Below are 16,441 nucleotides of genomic sequence, written 5' to 3'. Positions count from 1 at the left end.
CTACCTCGATTCAACGGCGACGGACCGCGGCAGGGAGAAATGGAAGGTGGCGCCGTGATCCAGCCTGCCTTCCGCCCAGACCCGCCCGCCGTGGCGCTCGACGATGCGGCGGACATTGGCAAGCCCGATGCCGATGCCTTCGAACTCTTCCTCGCGGTGCAGGCGCTGGAATACGCCGAAGAGCTTGCCGGCATAGGCCATGTCGAATCCACGGCCATTGTCGCGGACGAAGAACTCGTGCGCGTCGGCGTTGGAGCGGCAGCCGACCTCGATCTCCGGATCGGTGCGGTCGCGGGTGTATTTGATGGCGTTGGCCAGCAGATTCTGCACCACCAGCCGCAGCATGGTCGGGTCGCCGGTCACGCCGGGCAGCGGATGCACGGTCCAGCGCAGATTGCGGCCTTGCAGATCCGGCTCCAGCAGATGGCGCACCTCGTCCACCAGCTGGCCGACATCGACCTCCACCCGCGCCAGCGTGGCGCGGCCCAGCTGCGAGAAATGCAGCAAGCCATCGACCAGCCGCCCGGCCGAACTCGCCGCCTCGATGATGCTGTCCAGATAATGACGCTCCCGCTCGCTCAGCTTGTCGCCCGCGCGGGACCGCAGCAGCTCGGCATAGCTGGTGACGTGCCGGAACGGAGCCCGCAGGTCGTGCGAGACCGAATAGGAGAAGGCGGCAAGCTCGCCGTTGCTGCGGCGCAGCTCCTCGTTCAGCGCGGCCATTTCCTCGGCCTTGCGCAGAACGATGCTGACGATGGCGTTGCGGAAATCGCCGGCGGCCTCGATCTCGCCATGGCGCCAGGGCAGGGACTGGCCGCGCACCGTTTCCTTCCAGGCTTCGAAGGAACTGCGCGGCGACAGCCCGCCGTTGGAGTCCAGCGGCTTCTTGGGCTCGCCCGCCCAGTCGATCGACTGCACGATCTCCGGCCGGAACCACAGAAGATAGCTGGGGTGAAGCTGCGAGATGGAGATCGCCAGCAGGCCGCTGGATGTCCGCTCCATCCCGGCGGCGGCCGGCATCTCGGCCGGAAGCTGGTGGCTGACGAACAGATCCTTGATGCCCTGTCCGGCCAGTTCGGCGGCGATGGCCTCGACCACCTCCTGCGGCGGGGTGCGGCCGATCAGCCGGCAGTCGCCGTCGAACAGGATCGCGGCGCCGTCGGCGTTGACCAGCCCCAGCAGATCCTCGCGGTCCTCGCTCAGCCCGTCGATGAAACTCTCCGCCGCCGCCATATGGGCGAGCAGGCGGGCCTGCGTGCTCTTGGAGCGGATGCGATGGTCGGCGTCCAGCGCCCGTTCCAGCGCGATCATCTGGCTGGACAGCACCTGCCCGAGCAGATCGCAGGCGGTGCGCACCGCGAAGGAGACCTGCCGCGGCTCCGCATGGTGACAGGAGATCAGGCCCCACAGCCTGTCGCCATCCATCACAGAGATCGACATGGAGGCCGGCGTGCCCATGTTGCGCATATATTCGAGATGCACGGGCGAGACGCTGCGCAGCACGGAAAAGCTGAGGTCCAGCGGCGGCGCATCCCGCTTGGCCGACAGAAGGGGAACCGGCTGGTAGCGGGCGTCGGCGATCAGCCGCAGGCGGTTCAGCGCATAGAGCCGACGGGCCTGCTGCGGGATGTCGGAGGCCGGGAAGCGCAGGCCGCGGTAGGAGGGCAGGCGGCCGTTGCCGTCCTCGGCGATGACGGTGCCGTTCCATTGCTCGTCGAAGCGGTAGACCAGCACGCGGTCGAACCCGGTCAGCGACCGCACCTCCGCGGCCGTGCTGGCCAGCAGGGCATCGAAATCATGGGCGGCCTGCATGCGGCGGATGCCTTCGCGCATCTGCGGGTACAGCGCCTCCAGCGTGCCGGCACCGGTGTCGGGCAGTTCCTCCAGTTCCAGGATCGCCAGGGCACCCGAGCGGTGGACGATGGCCTGATGATCGGCGCCGCCGCGCAGGCTGACGAGTTCGAGCTGCACCGGCTCCGCCGGGGCGTTGCGCAGTCCACGGATCAGCGACGCCGTCGATACGCAGTCGATCAGCCGGTCGAGCGGCAGACCGAAAGCTTCGGCGGGCGGGCGGTTCAGCACCGCTCCGGCCTCGGCGCTCGCGCAGACCAGACGCAGGCTGTCCGCCTCCACCGCGAGCAGATGGCCATGCGGCTGGATGCTGCCGGGAAGATGAATCGGTTCGCGCGCGCAGGCGTCGAGGTCGAGCGTGCCCGCCATGGTCTGGGGCCACGGTTCCGGTCCGGTTGCAGGCGTCACAATCGTCCTTTGCTCGTCTCGGTCACAGTTCGACGGTCCGTTCCTGAGCCGGCCCCGTCTTCACATCGGGCCCCGCTGATGGCGCCCGCCGGTTTTCAGCATAATCAGCGGGTTAAAAACCCTGTTTTCGCCGCGCGCACCGCGTCGGGGTGAACGAAGCGACAGGATAACCTGTCAGACCCTATACTTCATTATCATAGGATACGTTGTATGATCGTTCCTGGATTTTTCAGAGTTCCGCTCTTTCATCATACGCCGAAGATCATATTCCGAATTGGCCTTTGGGATCGCTTATAAACAAGTATGCTGCACCGGTTTCATGACTGTCTGCGACAAATGGTCAGATATGGGGAAGGGGACGCCATGAAAACCGAGGTAACGCGCCTGCTCGGCATCGACTATCCGATTGTGCAGGGCGGGATGCAGTGGGTCGGGCTGGCGGAACTGGCCGCGGCCGTATCGAATGCCGGCGGCCTGGGCATCCTGACCGCACTGACCCAGCCGACGCCGGAGGATCTGGCGCGTGAGATCGGGCGGTGCCGCGCGATGACGGACCGGCCATTCGGCGTGAACCTGACCATGCTGCCCGCGGTGAAGCCGCCGCCCTACGAACGCTATCTCGATGTCATCATCGACAGCGGCATCACCATCGTCGAGACGGCCGGCAACAGCCCACGCGCCTTCGTGAAGCGGATGAAGGCCCATGGCATCCGCATCCTGCACAAATGCACCAGCGTCCGCCATGCGCTGAGCGCCGAACGGGCCGGGGTGGACATCATCAGCATCGACGGGTTCGAATGCGCCGGCCATCCGGGAGAGGACGACATCCCTGGCCTGATCCTGATCCCGGCGGCGGTGCGGGCCTTGCGGATTCCGGTGATCGCCTCGGGCGGGATCGCCGACGGGCGCGGCATGGCCGCCGCCCTGGCCCTGGGCGCCCAGGGCGTCAACATGGGCACCCGCTTCCTCTGCACGCGCGAGGCGCCGGTGCATGACGGCATCAAGCAGGCGCTGGTCGCCGCCGGGGAACGCGACACCAACCTGATCCTGCGCAGCATGCGCAACACGGCCCGCGTGTTCAGGAACGCGGTATCCGACGAGGTCGTCGCGCTGGAGAAGCGCCCTGGCGGCGCCCAGTTCGAAGAGGTTCGGCCGCTTGTCGCCGGACAGCGCGGCCGGGCGGCCCTGGAGTCCGGCGATGTTCAGGACGGAATCGTGTCCGCCGGCATGGCGATCGGCCTGATCGACGATATCCCGAGCTGCGACGATCTGATCCGCCGGATGGTTGCCGACTGCCGCGCCCATCTGCGCCGCGCACTGGCTCTGGCGGAGGAATAGACGGGCGGGGCAGGGCAGGGACTCAGAAGATCAGCTTCAGGATGCCGGTGACGACCAGCAGGCCGATGATGAAGATGATCAGGATGGCCCAGCCGAAAATCTTGAGCATGATGCGGTCCTTCAATGGCCTCGTTGGCAGCGCCGCCGGTATCCGGTGACGCCACGGTCATGCTTGGAACAACCCGCAAGGCAGCACCGGAGTTCCCGCCCGGCGGGCAGCGACGCCGGCCACACACCGTGCCCGGAGAGCGCGGCCCGGTCAGCGCGCATAAAAGACGCATAAGCATTCTTATGGAAATTGACTGTTGAGGCAGGGCCGCTTCCTAGGGAAATCCCCTATGGGGAAAATTGCCTGCCTCCGCGCAGGACTTCCGGCCGCAGCCGCGTATAAAAGCCTGACAGCAACCGGGAGCGGGCGGACGACGGCGTGAAGCCTACCGAGGAGACGGCGACGGACGAGGCGTTGATGGCGGACGCCGCGGCCGGTGACCGGAAAGCGTTTGGAACGCTCACGCGCCGACATCTGCGCCGCAGCATCGCCTTGGCCCAACGGGTTGTCGGGAACGCCGCCGACGCCGAAGAGGTCGCGCAGGACGCCTTCCTGCAGATCTGGGCCAACGCCGACCGCTGGCGCGGCGACGGAACCCGCTTCACCACCTGGCTGTACAGGATCGTGGTGAACCGTGCCATCGACTACAAGCGGCGGCGCAGCTTCGCCCCCCTGGATGCCGCCGACGAGATCGCCGACCCGGCCTGGAGCGCCGAAACGGTGATCGACGGCATCCGCATCGGCGCCGCGGTGGATGCCGCGATCGCCGCCCTTCCCGAACGGCAGCGGGCGGCGCTCAGCCTTTGCTACCATGAGGAGATGACGTGCGCTGAAGCATCGGAAATACTGCAGGTGTCTGTTTCGGCTATGGAAAGTCTGCTGGTCCGGGCGCGCCGCGTCGTGCGGGCCCGGCTTCAACCCCTGATCCGTCAGAAGGACGGTGCACGGTCATGACGCTCAAAGAGTTCAAACGCTACGCCGACGCCTATGGCGCCGATCTGGACCGCTGGCCGCGTGCCGCGCGGATCGATGCCCTGGCCCTTCTGGACGACAGCGCCGAAGCCCGCGACCTGCTGGCCGATGCCGCCGTCACCGACGCGCTGCTCGACGCCGCCTCGACCCCGCTGGTCTCATCCCGGCGCGAGGCCGAGGTCTTCGACCGCATCGCCGACTGCCTGGCGCAGCGGATCGTGCCCGAATTCGTTCCGTGGTTCCTGTCGCGGCCACCCTTCCGCCCTGCCCCGCTGGCCGGTTTCCTGGCCGGCATGGCGCTGGCCGGCTTCCTCAGCTACAGCCAGGGCCTGATTTCCTTCGAAAAGACGAGCACTCCCAGCCTGTCCGGCGTGATGATCGTCAGCTATCTGGGAGACACGCGATGACGCCGTCGATCCGGCGCCGCTGGCCCTGGTTCCTGCTGGTCGGGTCCCTTGCGCTCAACATGCTGGCCGGCGGCTTCGTCGTCGCCCACAGCTTCCGCCCGCCCCCGCCGCCCGGCGGGCCGGACCAGATGCTGGAACGCTTCGTCGACGACGTGTCGCAACGCTTGTCGCCGGCCGATGCCGCGGTCCTGCGGAAGGCGCTGGACGATGCCCGCCCGCTGTTCGTCCGCATGCATGTCAGCCGGGAGGAGTTCACTCCCCGTCTGCGCACCGCCCTGATGGCCCAGCCCTTCGATGCGGCCGGCCTGAGGGTCCTGTTCGACCGCGTCCACGCCAACGACGCCGCCCTGCGCAGCGAGATCGAGGCGCGCGTCGTCAATACCCTTTCCCGTCTCTCCCCCGAAGGCCGCCTGCGTTTGGCTGAAAGCCGCCTTCCCTGATCCTTTCGGTTTCGACCGGCGGCAGACACATCCGGGGTCAGGCCGGGGCGGCATGTCCGTCCCGGCCTTTTTTTCCTTTGTCCGGAAACGGACCGGGCGACCCAAAAAGAAAAGGCGGCCTGACGGTATCGCCGCCGGGCCGCCCTTAAGTTGGTTCGGGAGGAAACGCAACCAAGTTGCACGCAAAGATATAGGCCAATATGGTTAACGGCCGATGAATGGAGGGGAGAAATCGACCCCTACCACTTATTTGCGAAGATCGTCGCCGCATGGTCCCGCCGACGGTTGACCTGCCCTACCCTGTCTCTCTGACGAAAGGCCGGGGTGGCGTCACCCGCCCCCGACGCGCTATGACAGACGCCCGTTGTTTCGTCACCAGTCCGCAGGATCCCTGCCTCATGCTGTCCATCAGCCAGCGCATCGCCGACGAACTGTCGGTCCGCGAGTCCCAGGTCGCTTCCGCCATCGCCATGCTCGACGAGGGATCGACCGTCCCCTTCATCGCGCGCTACCGCAAGGAGGCGACCGGCGGCCTGGACGACACCCAGCTCCGCACCCTGGAGGAGCGGCTGGGCTACCTGCGCGAGCTGGAGGACCGCCGCGCCAGCATCCTGTCCACCATTCAGGACCAGGGCAAGCTGACGCCGGAGCTGGAGCGCCAGATCAAACAGGCCGACACCAAGACCCGGCTTGAGGATCTCTACCTGCCCTACAAGCAGAAGCGCCGCACCAAGGCCCAGATCGCCCGCGAGGCCGGGCTGGAGCCGCTGGCCGACGCGCTGCTGGCCGATCCGAAGAAGCAGCCCGACATGGAGGCCGCCGCCTTCGTCAGCGCCGACAAGGGCGTCGCCGACGTCAAGGCGGCGCTGGACGGCGCCCGCCATATTCTTGTGGAGCGCTTCGGCGAGGATGCCGAGCTGGTCGGCCGCCTGCGCACCGCCATGGCCGACAAGGGCGTCGTCACCTCCAAGGTGATCGAGGAGAAGAAGGCGGAGGGCGCCAAATTCTCCGACTATTTCGACTTCTCGGAGAACTGGTCGAAGCTGCCGTCGCACCGCGCCCTGGCGCTGTTCCGCGGCCGGACGCAGGGCGTGCTCGACATCCGCCTGGATCTGCCGGTCGAGGAGGGGCAGCCCCACCCGGCGGAGGGCACCATCGCCGTCCACACCGGCATCCGCGACCAGGGCCGCCCGGCCGACAAGTGGCTGTCCGACGTGGTGCGCTGGACCTGGAAGCTGAAGATCGGCCCGCACATTGAGACCGACCTGATGGGATCCTTGCGCGAGCGCGCCGAGGACGAGGCGATCCGCGTCTTCGCCCGCAACCTGCACGACCTGCTGCTGGCCGCCCCCGCCGGTCAGCGCGTCACCATCGGGCTCGACCCCGGAATCCGCACCGGCGTGAAGGTGGCGGTGGTCGATGCCACCGGCAAACTGGTGGAAACGACCACCATCTATCCGCACCCGCCGCGCAACGACTGGGACGGCTCGCTGGCGGTGCTGGCGGCGCTGGCGGCCCGGCACAAGGCGGAACTGATCTCCATCGGCAACGGCACCGCGTCGCGCGAGACCGACAAGCTGGCCGCCGACCTGATGAAGCGCCACCCCGAGCTGTCCCTGACCAAGCTGGTGGTCAGCGAGGCCGGCGCGTCGGTCTATTCCGCCTCGGAAACCGCGGCGCACGAGTTCCCCACCCTGGACGTCAGCCTGCGCGGCGCGGTGTCCATCGCCCGCCGCCTGCAGGATCCGCTGGCCGAGCTGGTGAAGATCGAGCCGAAATCCATCGGCGTCGGCCAGTACCAGCATGACGTGGCCGGCGGCAAGCTGGCCCGGTCGCTGGACGCGGTGGTCGAGGATTGCGTGAACGCCGTCGGCGTCGACCTCAACACCGCCTCGATTCCGCTGCTGACCCGCGTGTCGGGCCTGAACGAGACCATCGCCCGCAACATCGTCGAGCATCGCGACCGCAACGGCGCCTTCCGTTCGCGCAAGCAACTGCTCGACGTGGCGCGGCTGGGGCCGAAGACCTTCGAGCAGGCCGCCGGCTTCCTGCGCATCCGCGACGGCGAGAATCCGCTCGACGGCTCCGCCGTCCATCCGGAGGCCTATCCGCTGGTCCAGCGCATCGTGAAGACGACCGGCCGCGATCTCGGCAGCGTCATCGGCGACGCCCGCTTCCTGCGCGGCCTGAATGCCGAGGAGTTCACCGACGAGCGCTTCGGCGTCCCCACCGTCGAGGACATCATCAAGGAGCTGGAGAAGCCCGGCCGCGACCCCCGGCCGGAGTTCAAGACCGCCACCTTCAAGGAGGGCGTGGAGGAGCTGAAGCACCTCCAGCCCGGCATGATGCTGGAGGGCGTCGTCACCAACGTCACCGCCTTCGGCGCTTTCGTCGACATCGGCGTCCACCAAGACGGTCTGGTGCACATCTCCCAGCTTGCCAACAGCTTCGTGAAGGACCCTCACACGGTGGTGAAGGCCGGCGATGTGGTGAAGGTGAAGGTTCTGGAGGTCGACATTCCCCGCAAGCGCATCGCGCTCACCATGCGCATGGGCGAGGAAGCGCCGCGTCCGGCCCGCCGGGAAGAGCGGCGCGACGAGCGGGGACCGGCGCGTCAGCCGCAGCAGCAGGATCGCCGCCCCGCGGCACCTGCGGCCAAGGCTGCGCCGAAGCCGGCGAAGGCGCCGGAGCCGGTCAACAGCGCCTTCGCCGAGGCGTTCGCCCGGGCGCAGTCGGGCAAGAAGAAGTAGGGGTTGGGGGGCGCGATGCCCCCTTCTCCCACTCCCAGGCGATAAACGGAAATTTCTCGATGTGCCGGCGGCCCCTCTCCCCCCAAAACGCGGGGGAGGGTTGGGCTCCCCTGCCCTGCGCTGGCACATGGCCACAGGGCATCACTCGCTTTTTGCCCCGTCCAGCCGTTGCGGTACAATTTTTAGCCGATTCGATGTTGATAGTTTTTCTCTTTTTGCTAATAATTTGTTGGTCCATCAATACTATTACGGGTGTATGAATATGACTTATCAAAATCCGCCCAAAGTGCCGGTCAGCTTTTTCGGACCGACCTGGACCCACCAGTCCCAGAACTATTTCTGGCATCCGCCGGTGCAGCAAACCGAATATCCGCATTTGCATCTTACCGGCGGCACAGTTTCCGAAATCGTTACCATCAGCAATCTTTCCTATACGACGGGAGGAGCCGGAGGAAATATCAATATCGTCTTCAGCGCGGCGAGCGGCTTTCAGCTGATCACGCAAGATATCACTTACAAGATGGCCTACAATACGACCATCAGCGCTCTCAATGCTGCCCTGCTGAAGGTCTGACCGGCGAGTAAGCTGCCATTCCGACTCCCTCTGCTTCGACTGCCGGGAGAGGTGAAGCTTTTCCCGGCAGCCCGCGGATGGCGGACAAAAAAGTCCCCTCGTCCGCGGGGGGGACGAGGGGACGAAGGCCGACGGCTTGGCCGTTACGGGGATGTCATTCGGCTGCCATCAGCATCGGCGCCTCGTCGCGCACCCGGTTCACCGCCACATAGCGGTCGAGCGCGTCCAGGCATTCGTTGAGGGTTCCGGAACCGACCGCACGGCAGTCCTCGAAGGCATGCGGTTCGGGGCGGAACCAATGGGTGACATAGCATTCCTCGCGCCCGTCCAGGCTGAGGGTGAGGGCGAAGCGGCCCTCACGCCCGAGATGGGCTTGAGCGGCGCGCAGACGCGCCTGGACCTCTTCTATCGTCATGGGATGATATCCTTCCCTTGATGCCGCCTGCGGTCAGGCGGCGTGAGCGAACTTGCCGTCTTCCGAATCAGAATCTTCCAACCGTCGAGCCCAGTCGATGTCACGCGACAACGAGTCGACAAGGACGCGGGCCGCAACTGAGGTTTCCGCAGGCGTGTCGGACCGCAGCAGTCCCGACAGCCGCATCGCCAGCGTTTCGGCCTCAGCCTCCACCCAGCGGGCGTAGTGGCGGCGGCGCTGGTCGCGATTCCAGTACCAGCGCGGCAGCTGCGCGTTGGCACGTTCGAACTCGCCTTCCCAGGCGCTCATGCGGAAAAGACCGCTGGGCGACCGGTCGCCGGTGCTCTGAGTCGCCCTGGGAGTTGTCTGGGTCATGGCCTTCCGTCAGGCGGCTTCCCGCCCGTCCTCTTCCTCGCGCTTCAGAATCTCGGCCTTCTTCTGGGCGAACAGGCCGGTGATGCGGTGCTGGGCGGCGCGGTCCACGGCGCCGATCTCGCGCAGGCGGGTGCCGACGCCCGACCGCCAGACCTCTTCCAGGTCATCGAGGTCCAGGCAGACCCCCAGCCGGCGCTTCACCTCCGCCTCGAAGGCTTCGACGGCGGCGGGTTGCAGGTCCGGGTTGGACTTGGCGGCATAGAAGGCCTCCGATTCCTCCCGGTATTTGCTGTCGTCGAACTGGCCCATATAGACGTCGGCGGCCAGACCGATCTGCAGCAGGCATTTGCCGACCGCGTCGGTCATCGACATCTTGAAGCACTCGTCGTCCGGCATCTCCATGCCGTTGCGGCGGCGGACCATCTCGGTCCCGCCCCACTGCGGGCCGGTGAAGCACTTTTCCTTCGTCTCCGGGTCGATGTACCAGACGCGGGCGCAGATGAAGATCATCCGTTCCGCGATGGTCCAGTCGACCTGCTCATAACCCCAGCCCTTGCCGATCGGGCCGAACACCTCCGTCATCATCTGGAAGCGCCAGGTCGGGTCGATCTGCGTGCCGCGGAAGCCGCCGGCACGGGTGAAGGGCTTGGTCGCCTTCGGGTCGGTGCGCTTCAGCCGGTTCCACAGGAACATGGTGTCGATGCGCTGCGGCTCTTCCGCCCGGCTGCCGGCGCCGGCAGCCCCCTTGGACCCCTGGGAGCCGCGGCCGCCGGATTTCGGCTCGGCCGGGCTGGTCTCCGCCACGCTGGACTCGGTCACGTTCGATTCAGGCATCTCGGCATCGGCAACGATGTGGTCGGTCTTGCTCATGCGTCCCATGATTTGGGTCCTTCTTGTCCAAACGTTTCGGCTCTCCCCTCACCCCAGCCGGCGGTCAGCGCTGCTTCCAGGCTGAATTCCACCCCGTTCGGGTCAGCGGAGGGCACCCAGGATTGCGCGTCCGCCAGGGCGCGGCGCGGCGGTGCGCCATAGCGCAGGCTGAGTCGCCCCTCGCGGTCACGCGTGAGATAGAGGCCACCGGCCTGACCGGTGGCGACAAAGGCGATACGGGCATCGTCGGGCATCAGTGCCTTGAGGGCGGCCTCGGCCTCCTTCACCTCCAGCGCCGCCGCCCGGTTGGCGACCAGCCGGTCGGCCAGCGCGCGGAAGCGGTTGTGCCGCCCCATGTCGAAGACGCGGCCATTCTCATAGGACGGGCCGTCCATCGGCAGCGGATCCGACGGCTCGACATCGTTGACGACGTGCCACCAGAAGGCTTCCAGCGTCTCGACCAGCCGCTCGACATCGTCCGGCCGCCGGTCCACCGTCACCAGGCTGTGGCCGGTGGGGCGCAGGATCGACAGCAGCGCGCGGTCCAGACCGACCACTTCCAGCTGGTGCTGGACCTGCCAGTGATAGCGGCGGGCGAGATCGGCATCGGTCTGGAAGCCGCTGTTGAACTTCGCCTCCACGATGGTGTCGAGAGCGCCATCGGCCACACTGCCGGTCAGGAAGTCGGGATGGGCGACCATCCAGTCATGCTCGGCGTGTCGGTAGGTATCGGGTGCCGCAACGCAGACGCGGCCGGTGGCATGGGCGACGAAGCGCGGGTGCAGATGCTCGGTCGCAATTCCGATCTGCACGGCGGCGACGAAATCCAGATTCTCAGGCTCGACCCGGCCGGTCTTCTCGCGCCACAGCGACAGCCAGTCGCCAGCCATCACGCGTGTCGCATCCGACGACCCGATCCGCCCCGCCCGCAAGTCCCGCTGTGCCTGAGTGATCGCCATGCTGTTCCGCTTTTCCCGGTTTTGGGCCCTTTCGGACCACCCGTCCCGGCGTCTAAGCGCGGCCCTTGCTGCGACTTCGCAGCATGTGTTTCGGACCGCCTCACCGGACTCTGAATATGGGATGCGAACACGCAGCTTTCAAGAACAAAACATGAACCTACGGCTTGACCATAGACCAGATCAAAGACCTGAAAACACGCTATATTTGGTGTGTTCTGACAAGAGTCGTCACAAGTCAAAACGGACGGAGTAGAGCTGACCGTTTTTGCGAGTCGCGGCGGATGGGAACGCGCACCGCGACTCTGTCCGCCACGGGCTTTTACATGCGAAGCGCTCGCACCACGTGAACGGCGACTCCAGCCACATGGGCACGGTCGAAAGCGGTGGGGTGGCAATCGGGATCGGTCGAAACCGGCATCAGATGGGGCGGAAAGAAGCGGTATCCGCAGATGGTGCCCTCGCCCACCGTCACCACCACGTCGCCCGCCTGCGGCGTCAGCACGTCCAGCGGTTCCAGTACCACGCAGTCGCGCGGCAGCACGCCGGCGGCGTCCAGGCTCTTCGACAGGATGCGCAGCGCGAAGGCCCGGCGGGAGGTGTGTCCGTCCATGGCGACCGACGCGGCACCCTCCTTCAGCGCCCCAGCCAGGAACGCCTCCCCTGCCCGGCGGCCGAGGTCGAGGAAAATGTGCGCCTGTTCCAGCGACAGCACCGGCACGCGCGTGACCGGCGCATAGGCATGCTCGTCGAGGAAGCGCGGCTCCGACCCGGCCACACGGGCCAGCCGGGCCAGCGTGTCGGCGCTGGGCACGCTGCCCATTGCCGGATCGCGCAGGAAGCGGGTCAGGTTGGTGGCGGTGACGCCGGCCAGCCGCGCCCAGCCGCCGGCGCTCCAGTCCTTCGCCTCCATGACGCCGGTCATCCAGCGCAGGATGGCTCGCCGCGTGTCGTCCATCATTCTCCCCTTGGCAATCCCCCACCCTGTCCTACACGGTCGCGACCGGATGGGGGAAGGCGCGATGGACTAGAAGCTGCTGCGATTTCGCAGTGCCGCCTTGGACTCCGCCGTGGCGGCCCCATCTGTGCGGCATCGAAGCCAACAGCAAGGAGTTGCGACCGTGATCGTCACCAGCACCGAGTCCATCGAAGGCCGCCAGATCACCGAGTATCTCGGCATCGTCGCCGGCGAGGCGATCATGGGCGTCAACGTGTTCCGCGACCTGTTCTCCTCCGTGCGCGACATCGTCGGCGGCCGGGCCGGCGGCTACCAGGCGGCCCTGCGCGACGCGCGCGAGGCGGCTTTCGCCGACCTGCAAGAATCGGCCCGCGCCCTGGGCGCCGACGCCGTGGTCGGCGTGGACGTCGATTACGAGGTGCTGGGCAAGGAGAACGGCATGCTGATGGTGTCGGTCAACGGCACCGCCGTCCGCCTCCGCTAAAGTCAGCCCCTGACCGTAAGCGTCAGCGATGGCGTCTGGACAGGCCGGACCTTATGCGTAGACTGCCGACCAAGCAAACAATCGGAGGGGGTTGCACATGCGTGGGGTTGTCCGCGGTTCCATCCGGTCAGGCTGCATCGGCGGCCTCGCCATGGCGGCGTGCCTGTTCGGCGCCCTGCCCGCTCTGGCGCTCGACGCCATCGTCGAGAAGAAGGTCTTCGAGATGCCGTCCTACACCACCACCGGTGGCGGGACGATCAAGAATGTCCGCATCGGCTGGGAAAGCTACGGCAAGCTGAACGATGCCAAGGACAACGTCATCCTCATCACCCATTTCTTCAGCGGCAACAGCCATGCCGCCGGGAAATACAAGGCCGATGATGCCGCTCCGGGTTATTGGGACAGCATCATCGGCCCCGGCAAGCCGCTGGATACCGACAAATACTTCATCATCGCCTCCGACACGCTGGTGAACCTGTCGCCCAAGGATCCCAACGTCGTCACCACCGGCCCGGCCAGCATCAATCCGGACACCGGCAAGCCTTATGGCATGAGCTTCCCCATCGTCACCATCCAGGACTTCGTCAATGTCCAGAAGGCTCTGGTCGACAGCCTGGGCATCAAGACCCTGCAGGCGGTGATGGGCGGCTCGATGGGGTCGCTCCAGGCCTTCGAATGGGGGGCCGACCATCCGGAGATGGTCAAGCGCGTCATCGCCGCCATCGGCGGGCCGGAGGCCGACCCCTTCCTGATCGGCTGGCTGAACCTGTGGGCGGCCCCGATCAAGCTCGACCCCAACTGGAACAACGGCGACTATTACGGCAAGGCGGAGCCGAAGGCCGGCCTGACCGAGGCGCTGAAGCTGGTCACCCTGCACGCCCGTCACTGGAAATGGGCAGACGCCGCCTTCGGCCGCAAATGGGCGGAGGACGGCAAGGACCCGAAGGCCGCGATGGCCAACCAGTATGCCATCGAAGCCTGGCTGGAAAAGGCGGCCTCAGGCCGCGCCGCGGTCAGCGACGCCAACCATTTCCTCTATCTGGTGAAGGCCAACCAGACCTTCGTCACCGGAAACGGCGCCTCGCTGGAGGACGGTCTGGCGAAGATCAAGGCTCCGGTCCTGCTGATCCCGTCGGCCGACGACCTCGTCTTCCCGCCCGACCGCAACATGCGCCCGCTGAAGGATCGGCTGGAAAAGCAGGGGAACGCGGTGGAGTACACCGAATCGATCACCTCGACGCTCGGCCATCTCGACGGCGTGGTGAACATCGGCAAGGCGGGCGACACGATCGCGCAGTTCCTGGCGAAGTGAGGTGGCGGGGGGCTTTGGACGCCGGAGCCCCCTACTCCCCGCTGATCGGCGCTCCGCGGAAGTTCAGCAGGCTCGGCGCCTTGTCGATGATCTCTTCCAGGATCAGCGACGCCGTCTCCAGGTCGCGGTCCAGTTCCGGGCCGAGCTTGCCGACATAATTGGGCCGCTTCAGCTTTTCCGCGGCATCGTGCAGGCTGCGCAGCTCGGCGACGAAGATCTCGCGGGCGCCCATCGGCAGGATCGGGTTGGCCGACAGCACGAAGAAGAAGCGCATGCTGGCCCGCACCAGAAGGGCCAGCATCACCATGTCCAGCTTCTCGAACTGGTCGCGCAAATCGTCGGAACGCGCATCGACCAGATTGCGCAGGCGCTGCTCGATCAGGATGACCAGCGCCTGGAACTCGCCCACCTTGTCGCGGAAGTCGCGGTAGGCGCCGAAGCTGTGCTTGCTGGCCTCATGCTCGGCCAGCTGGGCCAGCTTCGATGCCTCACGGCACTGGCGCTCCAGCGCGCCCAGCAGTTCCTTGACCTCGGTTCGGGTGTATTGGCGCTTGCTCATGGGACTCGGCCGGGTTTGTGCAGGTGTTCGGACTGGCGGTCTGACGTTCCGTCAAGCTATAGCACAACCCACGGGCGGCAACCTATCCCATGCTCAGTGATCCGCCTTCACCGGCGCCCCCGGGCGGCGCACCAGCGGCATGAACAGCAGCGCGCCGAAGAACACCGCCGACATCAGCAGCATGGCGTCGTTGAAGGTCAGGATCAGCGCCTCGCGCTGGACCAGCCCGACCAGCCGGGACATCGCGGCGGCGGTCGGATCGGCCACCAGCCCGTCAAAGCGCTGGCTGAGGCTGTCGACCATCTGCTGCACCTCCGGACGGGCGAGGTTCACGTTGTCGCCGAGCCGGTTCAGGTGCAGCGCGTTGCGGTCGGTCAGCACCGTGTTGATCGCGGCAAGTCCGATGGCGCCGCCGAGGTTGCGCATCAGGTTGTAGAGGCCCGACGCGTTCTTCAGCTTGTCAGGCGGCAGGGTACCCAGCGCCACGCTGTTGATCGGGATGAAGCACAGCATCAGCGACATGCCGCGCACCGCCTGCGGCAGGAACAGCTCCCAGAAGCCGGTGTCGGCGGTGAAGTGGCTGTTCAGCCAGACGCCGGTGCCGAACAGGATCAGCCCCAGCGCCAGCATGGCGCGCAGGTCCATCCGCTTCGACAGCGCGCCGGCGATGGGTGCCGACATGAACTGGAAGATGCCGGTCACGAACATGATCTCGCCGATCTGCAGGCTGTTGAAACCGCGCACGCGGGCCAGGAACAGCGGCTGCAGATAAACCGACCCGTAGAGGCCGATGCCGAGGATGAAGCTGTAGAGCGATCCGATGGCGAAGTTGCGGTCGGCGAAGGCGCGCAGCTCCACGATGGGATTGCGGTAGGACAGCACCCGCCAGAAGAAGCCGGCGGCGGAGACGGCGGCCACCACCGCCAGCGCGAAGATCGTCTCGTCGTCGAACCAGTCGTTGCGCGGCCCCTCCTCCACCACATACTCCAGGCTTCCCAGGAAAGCGGCCATCAGCCCCAGCCCGAGGAAGTCGAAGCCCTTGCGCAGTTCCGGATTCGGCCGGTCGACATCGACCAGGAACCAGACCAGCGAGGTCACCAGGATGCCGGGGATGACATTGGCCAGGAACAGCCAGTGCCAGGAAAGGTGCTGGGTCAGATAGCCGCCCAGCGTCGGGCCGATGGTCGGCGCCATGGTGGCGACCAGCCCCATCATCACCGACACGCCCGCCCGCTTTTCCGGCGGGAAGATCATGAAGCTGGTGGCGAACACCGTCGGGATCATCGCGCCGCCGATGAAGCCCTGCAAAGCCCGCCAGACGATCATCGATTCGATGCCGCCGGCAAAGGCGCAGGCGACACTGGTCAGGGTGAAGCCGGCCGCCGCCAGGGTGAACAGCACGCGGGTCGACATGATGCGCGACAGGATGCCCGACAGCGGGATCATCACGACCTCCGCGATCAGGTAGGAGGTCTGCACCCACGAAATCTCGTCGGCGCTGGCGGCGAGACCGGCCTGGATTTCCGACAGCGAGCTGGAGACGATCTGGATGTCCAGGATCGCCATGAACATGCCGACGACCATCGCGAAGAAGCCGGCGATGTCGCGGGTGGTGAGGGGGCGCATGCCCTGGGCCGGTGTCGCCATGGAACCGCTGCCTTCCGTCGCGGCCGAACGACTGCCGCCCCGGGGGTGGCCCCAGGGATGGCTCCGGCCGATAAGC

General features: G+C 66.5%; 17 protein-coding genes. 8 read left to right on the top strand and 9 right to left on the bottom strand.

Going from position 1 to position 16,441, the window contains the following annotated elements:
• Complete coding sequence (locus CRT60_RS16795) at positions 1-2,259, bottom strand: ATP-binding protein (protein WP_244592541.1); 2,259 nt, start codon at positions 2,257-2,259, stop codon at positions 1-3.
• 363 nt (positions 2,260-2,622) lie between these two features.
• On the opposite strand from CRT60_RS16795, the gene CRT60_RS16790 reads away from it, so the two are divergent.
• On the top strand, positions 2,623-3,597 hold the full coding sequence (locus tag CRT60_RS16790; RefSeq protein ID WP_098737658.1) for an NAD(P)H-dependent flavin oxidoreductase: 975 nt from the start codon (positions 2,623-2,625) through the stop codon (positions 3,595-3,597).
• A 22-nt stretch (positions 3,598-3,619) separates the two neighbouring features.
• On the opposite strand, the gene CRT60_RS37845 is transcribed toward CRT60_RS16790, so the two are convergent.
• A complete protein-coding gene (locus CRT60_RS37845; RefSeq protein WP_475369091.1) occupies positions 3,620-3,721 on the bottom strand; it encodes a small membrane protein YohP in 102 nt (33 codons plus the stop codon).
• Positions 3,722-4,024: 303 nt separating this feature from the next.
• Between CRT60_RS37845 and CRT60_RS16785 the strand changes: the two genes are divergently transcribed.
• The 5 genes from CRT60_RS16785 to CRT60_RS35730 all read left to right on the top strand — a co-directional run bounded on the left by CRT60_RS16785 (position 4,025) and on the right by CRT60_RS35730 (position 8,789).
• Entirely contained in the window at positions 4,025-4,600 is a 576-nt protein-coding gene (locus CRT60_RS16785; protein WP_098737657.1) for a sigma-70 family RNA polymerase sigma factor, read from the top strand.
• Positions 4,597-5,025: a hypothetical protein gene (locus CRT60_RS16780; protein ID WP_098737656.1), complete on the top strand. Its 429-nt coding sequence runs from the start codon at positions 4,597-4,599 to the stop codon at positions 5,023-5,025. The genes CRT60_RS16785 and CRT60_RS16780 overlap by 4 nt, the downstream gene beginning before the upstream one ends.
• Positions 5,022-5,465: a periplasmic heavy metal sensor gene (locus tag CRT60_RS16775; protein ID WP_098737655.1), complete on the top strand. Its 444-nt coding sequence runs from the start codon at positions 5,022-5,024 to the stop codon at positions 5,463-5,465. The genes CRT60_RS16780 and CRT60_RS16775 overlap by 4 nt, the downstream gene beginning before the upstream one ends.
• A gap of 398 nt (positions 5,466-5,863) precedes the next feature.
• Complete coding sequence (locus CRT60_RS16770; RefSeq protein WP_098737654.1) at positions 5,864-8,215, top strand: Tex family protein; 2,352 nt, start codon at positions 5,864-5,866, stop codon at positions 8,213-8,215.
• A gap of 100 nt (positions 8,216-8,315) precedes the next feature.
• Positions 8,316-8,789 (top strand): hypothetical protein, encoded by a 474-nt coding sequence (locus CRT60_RS35730; protein WP_143273293.1) that lies wholly within the window; start codon positions 8,316-8,318, stop codon positions 8,787-8,789.
• 154 nt (positions 8,790-8,943) lie between these two features.
• Here CRT60_RS35730 and CRT60_RS16760 read toward each other — a convergent pair whose 3' ends face one another.
• The 5 genes from CRT60_RS16760 to CRT60_RS16740 all read right to left on the bottom strand — a co-directional run bounded on the left by CRT60_RS16760 (position 8,944) and on the right by CRT60_RS16740 (position 12,366).
• Positions 8,944-9,204 carry a hypothetical protein gene (locus CRT60_RS16760; RefSeq protein ID WP_098737652.1) on the bottom strand — a complete coding sequence of 87 codons (261 nt, stop codon included), beginning with the start codon at positions 9,202-9,204 and terminating at the stop codon, positions 8,944-8,946.
• 33 nt (positions 9,205-9,237) lie between these two features.
• On the bottom strand, positions 9,238-9,513 hold the full coding sequence (locus CRT60_RS16755; RefSeq protein ID WP_098737905.1) for a hypothetical protein: 276 nt from the start codon (positions 9,511-9,513) through the stop codon (positions 9,238-9,240).
• Between the two features lie 75 nt (positions 9,514-9,588).
• Positions 9,589-10,458, bottom strand: a complete 870-nt coding sequence (locus CRT60_RS16750; RefSeq protein WP_244592540.1) for a hypothetical protein — start codon at positions 10,456-10,458, stop codon at positions 9,589-9,591.
• Positions 10,446-11,408 (bottom strand): YqaJ viral recombinase family protein, encoded by a 963-nt coding sequence (locus CRT60_RS16745; protein WP_098737651.1) that lies wholly within the window; start codon positions 11,406-11,408, stop codon positions 10,446-10,448. Before CRT60_RS16745 ends, CRT60_RS16750 begins: the two co-directional genes overlap by 13 nt.
• A gap of 319 nt (positions 11,409-11,727) precedes the next feature.
• Positions 11,728-12,366, bottom strand: a complete 639-nt coding sequence (locus CRT60_RS16740) for an XRE family transcriptional regulator (protein ID WP_244592539.1) — start codon at positions 12,364-12,366, stop codon at positions 11,728-11,730.
• Between the two features lie 160 nt (positions 12,367-12,526).
• On the opposite strand from CRT60_RS16740, the gene CRT60_RS16735 reads away from it, so the two are divergent.
• Entirely contained in the window at positions 12,527-12,847 is a 321-nt protein-coding gene (locus CRT60_RS16735; RefSeq protein WP_098737649.1) for a heavy metal-binding domain-containing protein, read from the top strand.
• 97 nt (positions 12,848-12,944) lie between these two features.
• The gene (locus tag CRT60_RS16730; protein WP_098737648.1) at positions 12,945-14,159 is read left to right on the top strand and encodes an E22 family MetX-like putative esterase; all 1,215 of its coding nucleotides are present in this window, start codon (positions 12,945-12,947) and stop codon (positions 14,157-14,159) included.
• A 31-nt stretch (positions 14,160-14,190) separates the two neighbouring features.
• Here the strand turns inward: CRT60_RS16730 and CRT60_RS16725 are convergent, their stop codons facing one another.
• The gene (locus tag CRT60_RS16725; protein WP_098737647.1) at positions 14,191-14,718 is read right to left on the bottom strand and encodes a hypothetical protein; all 528 of its coding nucleotides are present in this window, start codon (positions 14,716-14,718) and stop codon (positions 14,191-14,193) included.
• Positions 14,719-14,811: 93 nt separating this feature from the next.
• Positions 14,812-16,365: a DHA2 family efflux MFS transporter permease subunit gene (locus CRT60_RS16720; protein WP_098737646.1), complete on the bottom strand. Its 1,554-nt coding sequence runs from the start codon at positions 16,363-16,365 to the stop codon at positions 14,812-14,814.
• Positions 16,366-16,441 lie beyond the last annotated feature (76 nt).

Source organism: Azospirillum palustre (assembly GCF_002573965.1).
In the GTDB taxonomy this organism is placed as follows: domain Bacteria; phylum Pseudomonadota; class Alphaproteobacteria; order Azospirillales; family Azospirillaceae; genus Azospirillum; species Azospirillum palustre.
Note: the sequence above shows the minus strand (reverse complement) of the source record. Positions and strands in the feature narration are given on the sequence as shown.

Coding starts and splice junctions, on each gene's coding strand:
- CRT60_RS16790 (WP_098737658.1), top strand. CDS start 2,623: ATGAAAACCGAGGTAACGCGCCTGCTCGGCATCGACTATCCGATTGTG.
- CRT60_RS16780 (WP_098737656.1), top strand. CDS start 4,597: ATGACGCTCAAAGAGTTCAAACGCTACGCCGACGCCTATGGCGCCGAT.
- CRT60_RS16775 (WP_098737655.1), top strand. CDS start 5,022: ATGACGCCGTCGATCCGGCGCCGCTGGCCCTGGTTCCTGCTGGTCGGG.
- CRT60_RS16770 (WP_098737654.1), top strand. CDS start 5,864: ATGCTGTCCATCAGCCAGCGCATCGCCGACGAACTGTCGGTCCGCGAG.
- CRT60_RS16760 (WP_098737652.1), bottom strand. CDS start 9,204: ATGACGATAGAAGAGGTCCAGGCGCGTCTGCGCGCCGCTCAAGCCCAT.
- CRT60_RS16755 (WP_098737905.1), bottom strand. CDS start 9,513: ATGAGCGCCTGGGAAGGCGAGTTCGAACGTGCCAACGCGCAGCTGCCG.
- CRT60_RS16750 (WP_244592540.1), bottom strand. CDS start 10,458: ATGGGACGCATGAGCAAGACCGACCACATCGTTGCCGATGCCGAGATG.
- CRT60_RS16745 (WP_098737651.1), bottom strand. CDS start 11,408: ATGGCGATCACTCAGGCACAGCGGGACTTGCGGGCGGGGCGGATCGGG.
- CRT60_RS16740 (WP_244592539.1), bottom strand. CDS start 12,366: ATGATGGACGACACGCGGCGAGCCATCCTGCGCTGGATGACCGGCGTC.
- CRT60_RS16730 (WP_098737648.1), top strand. CDS start 12,945: ATGCGTGGGGTTGTCCGCGGTTCCATCCGGTCAGGCTGCATCGGCGGC.
- CRT60_RS16725 (WP_098737647.1), bottom strand. CDS start 14,718: ATGAGCAAGCGCCAATACACCCGAACCGAGGTCAAGGAACTGCTGGGC.
- CRT60_RS16720 (WP_098737646.1), bottom strand. CDS start 16,365: ATGGCGACACCGGCCCAGGGCATGCGCCCCCTCACCACCCGCGACATC.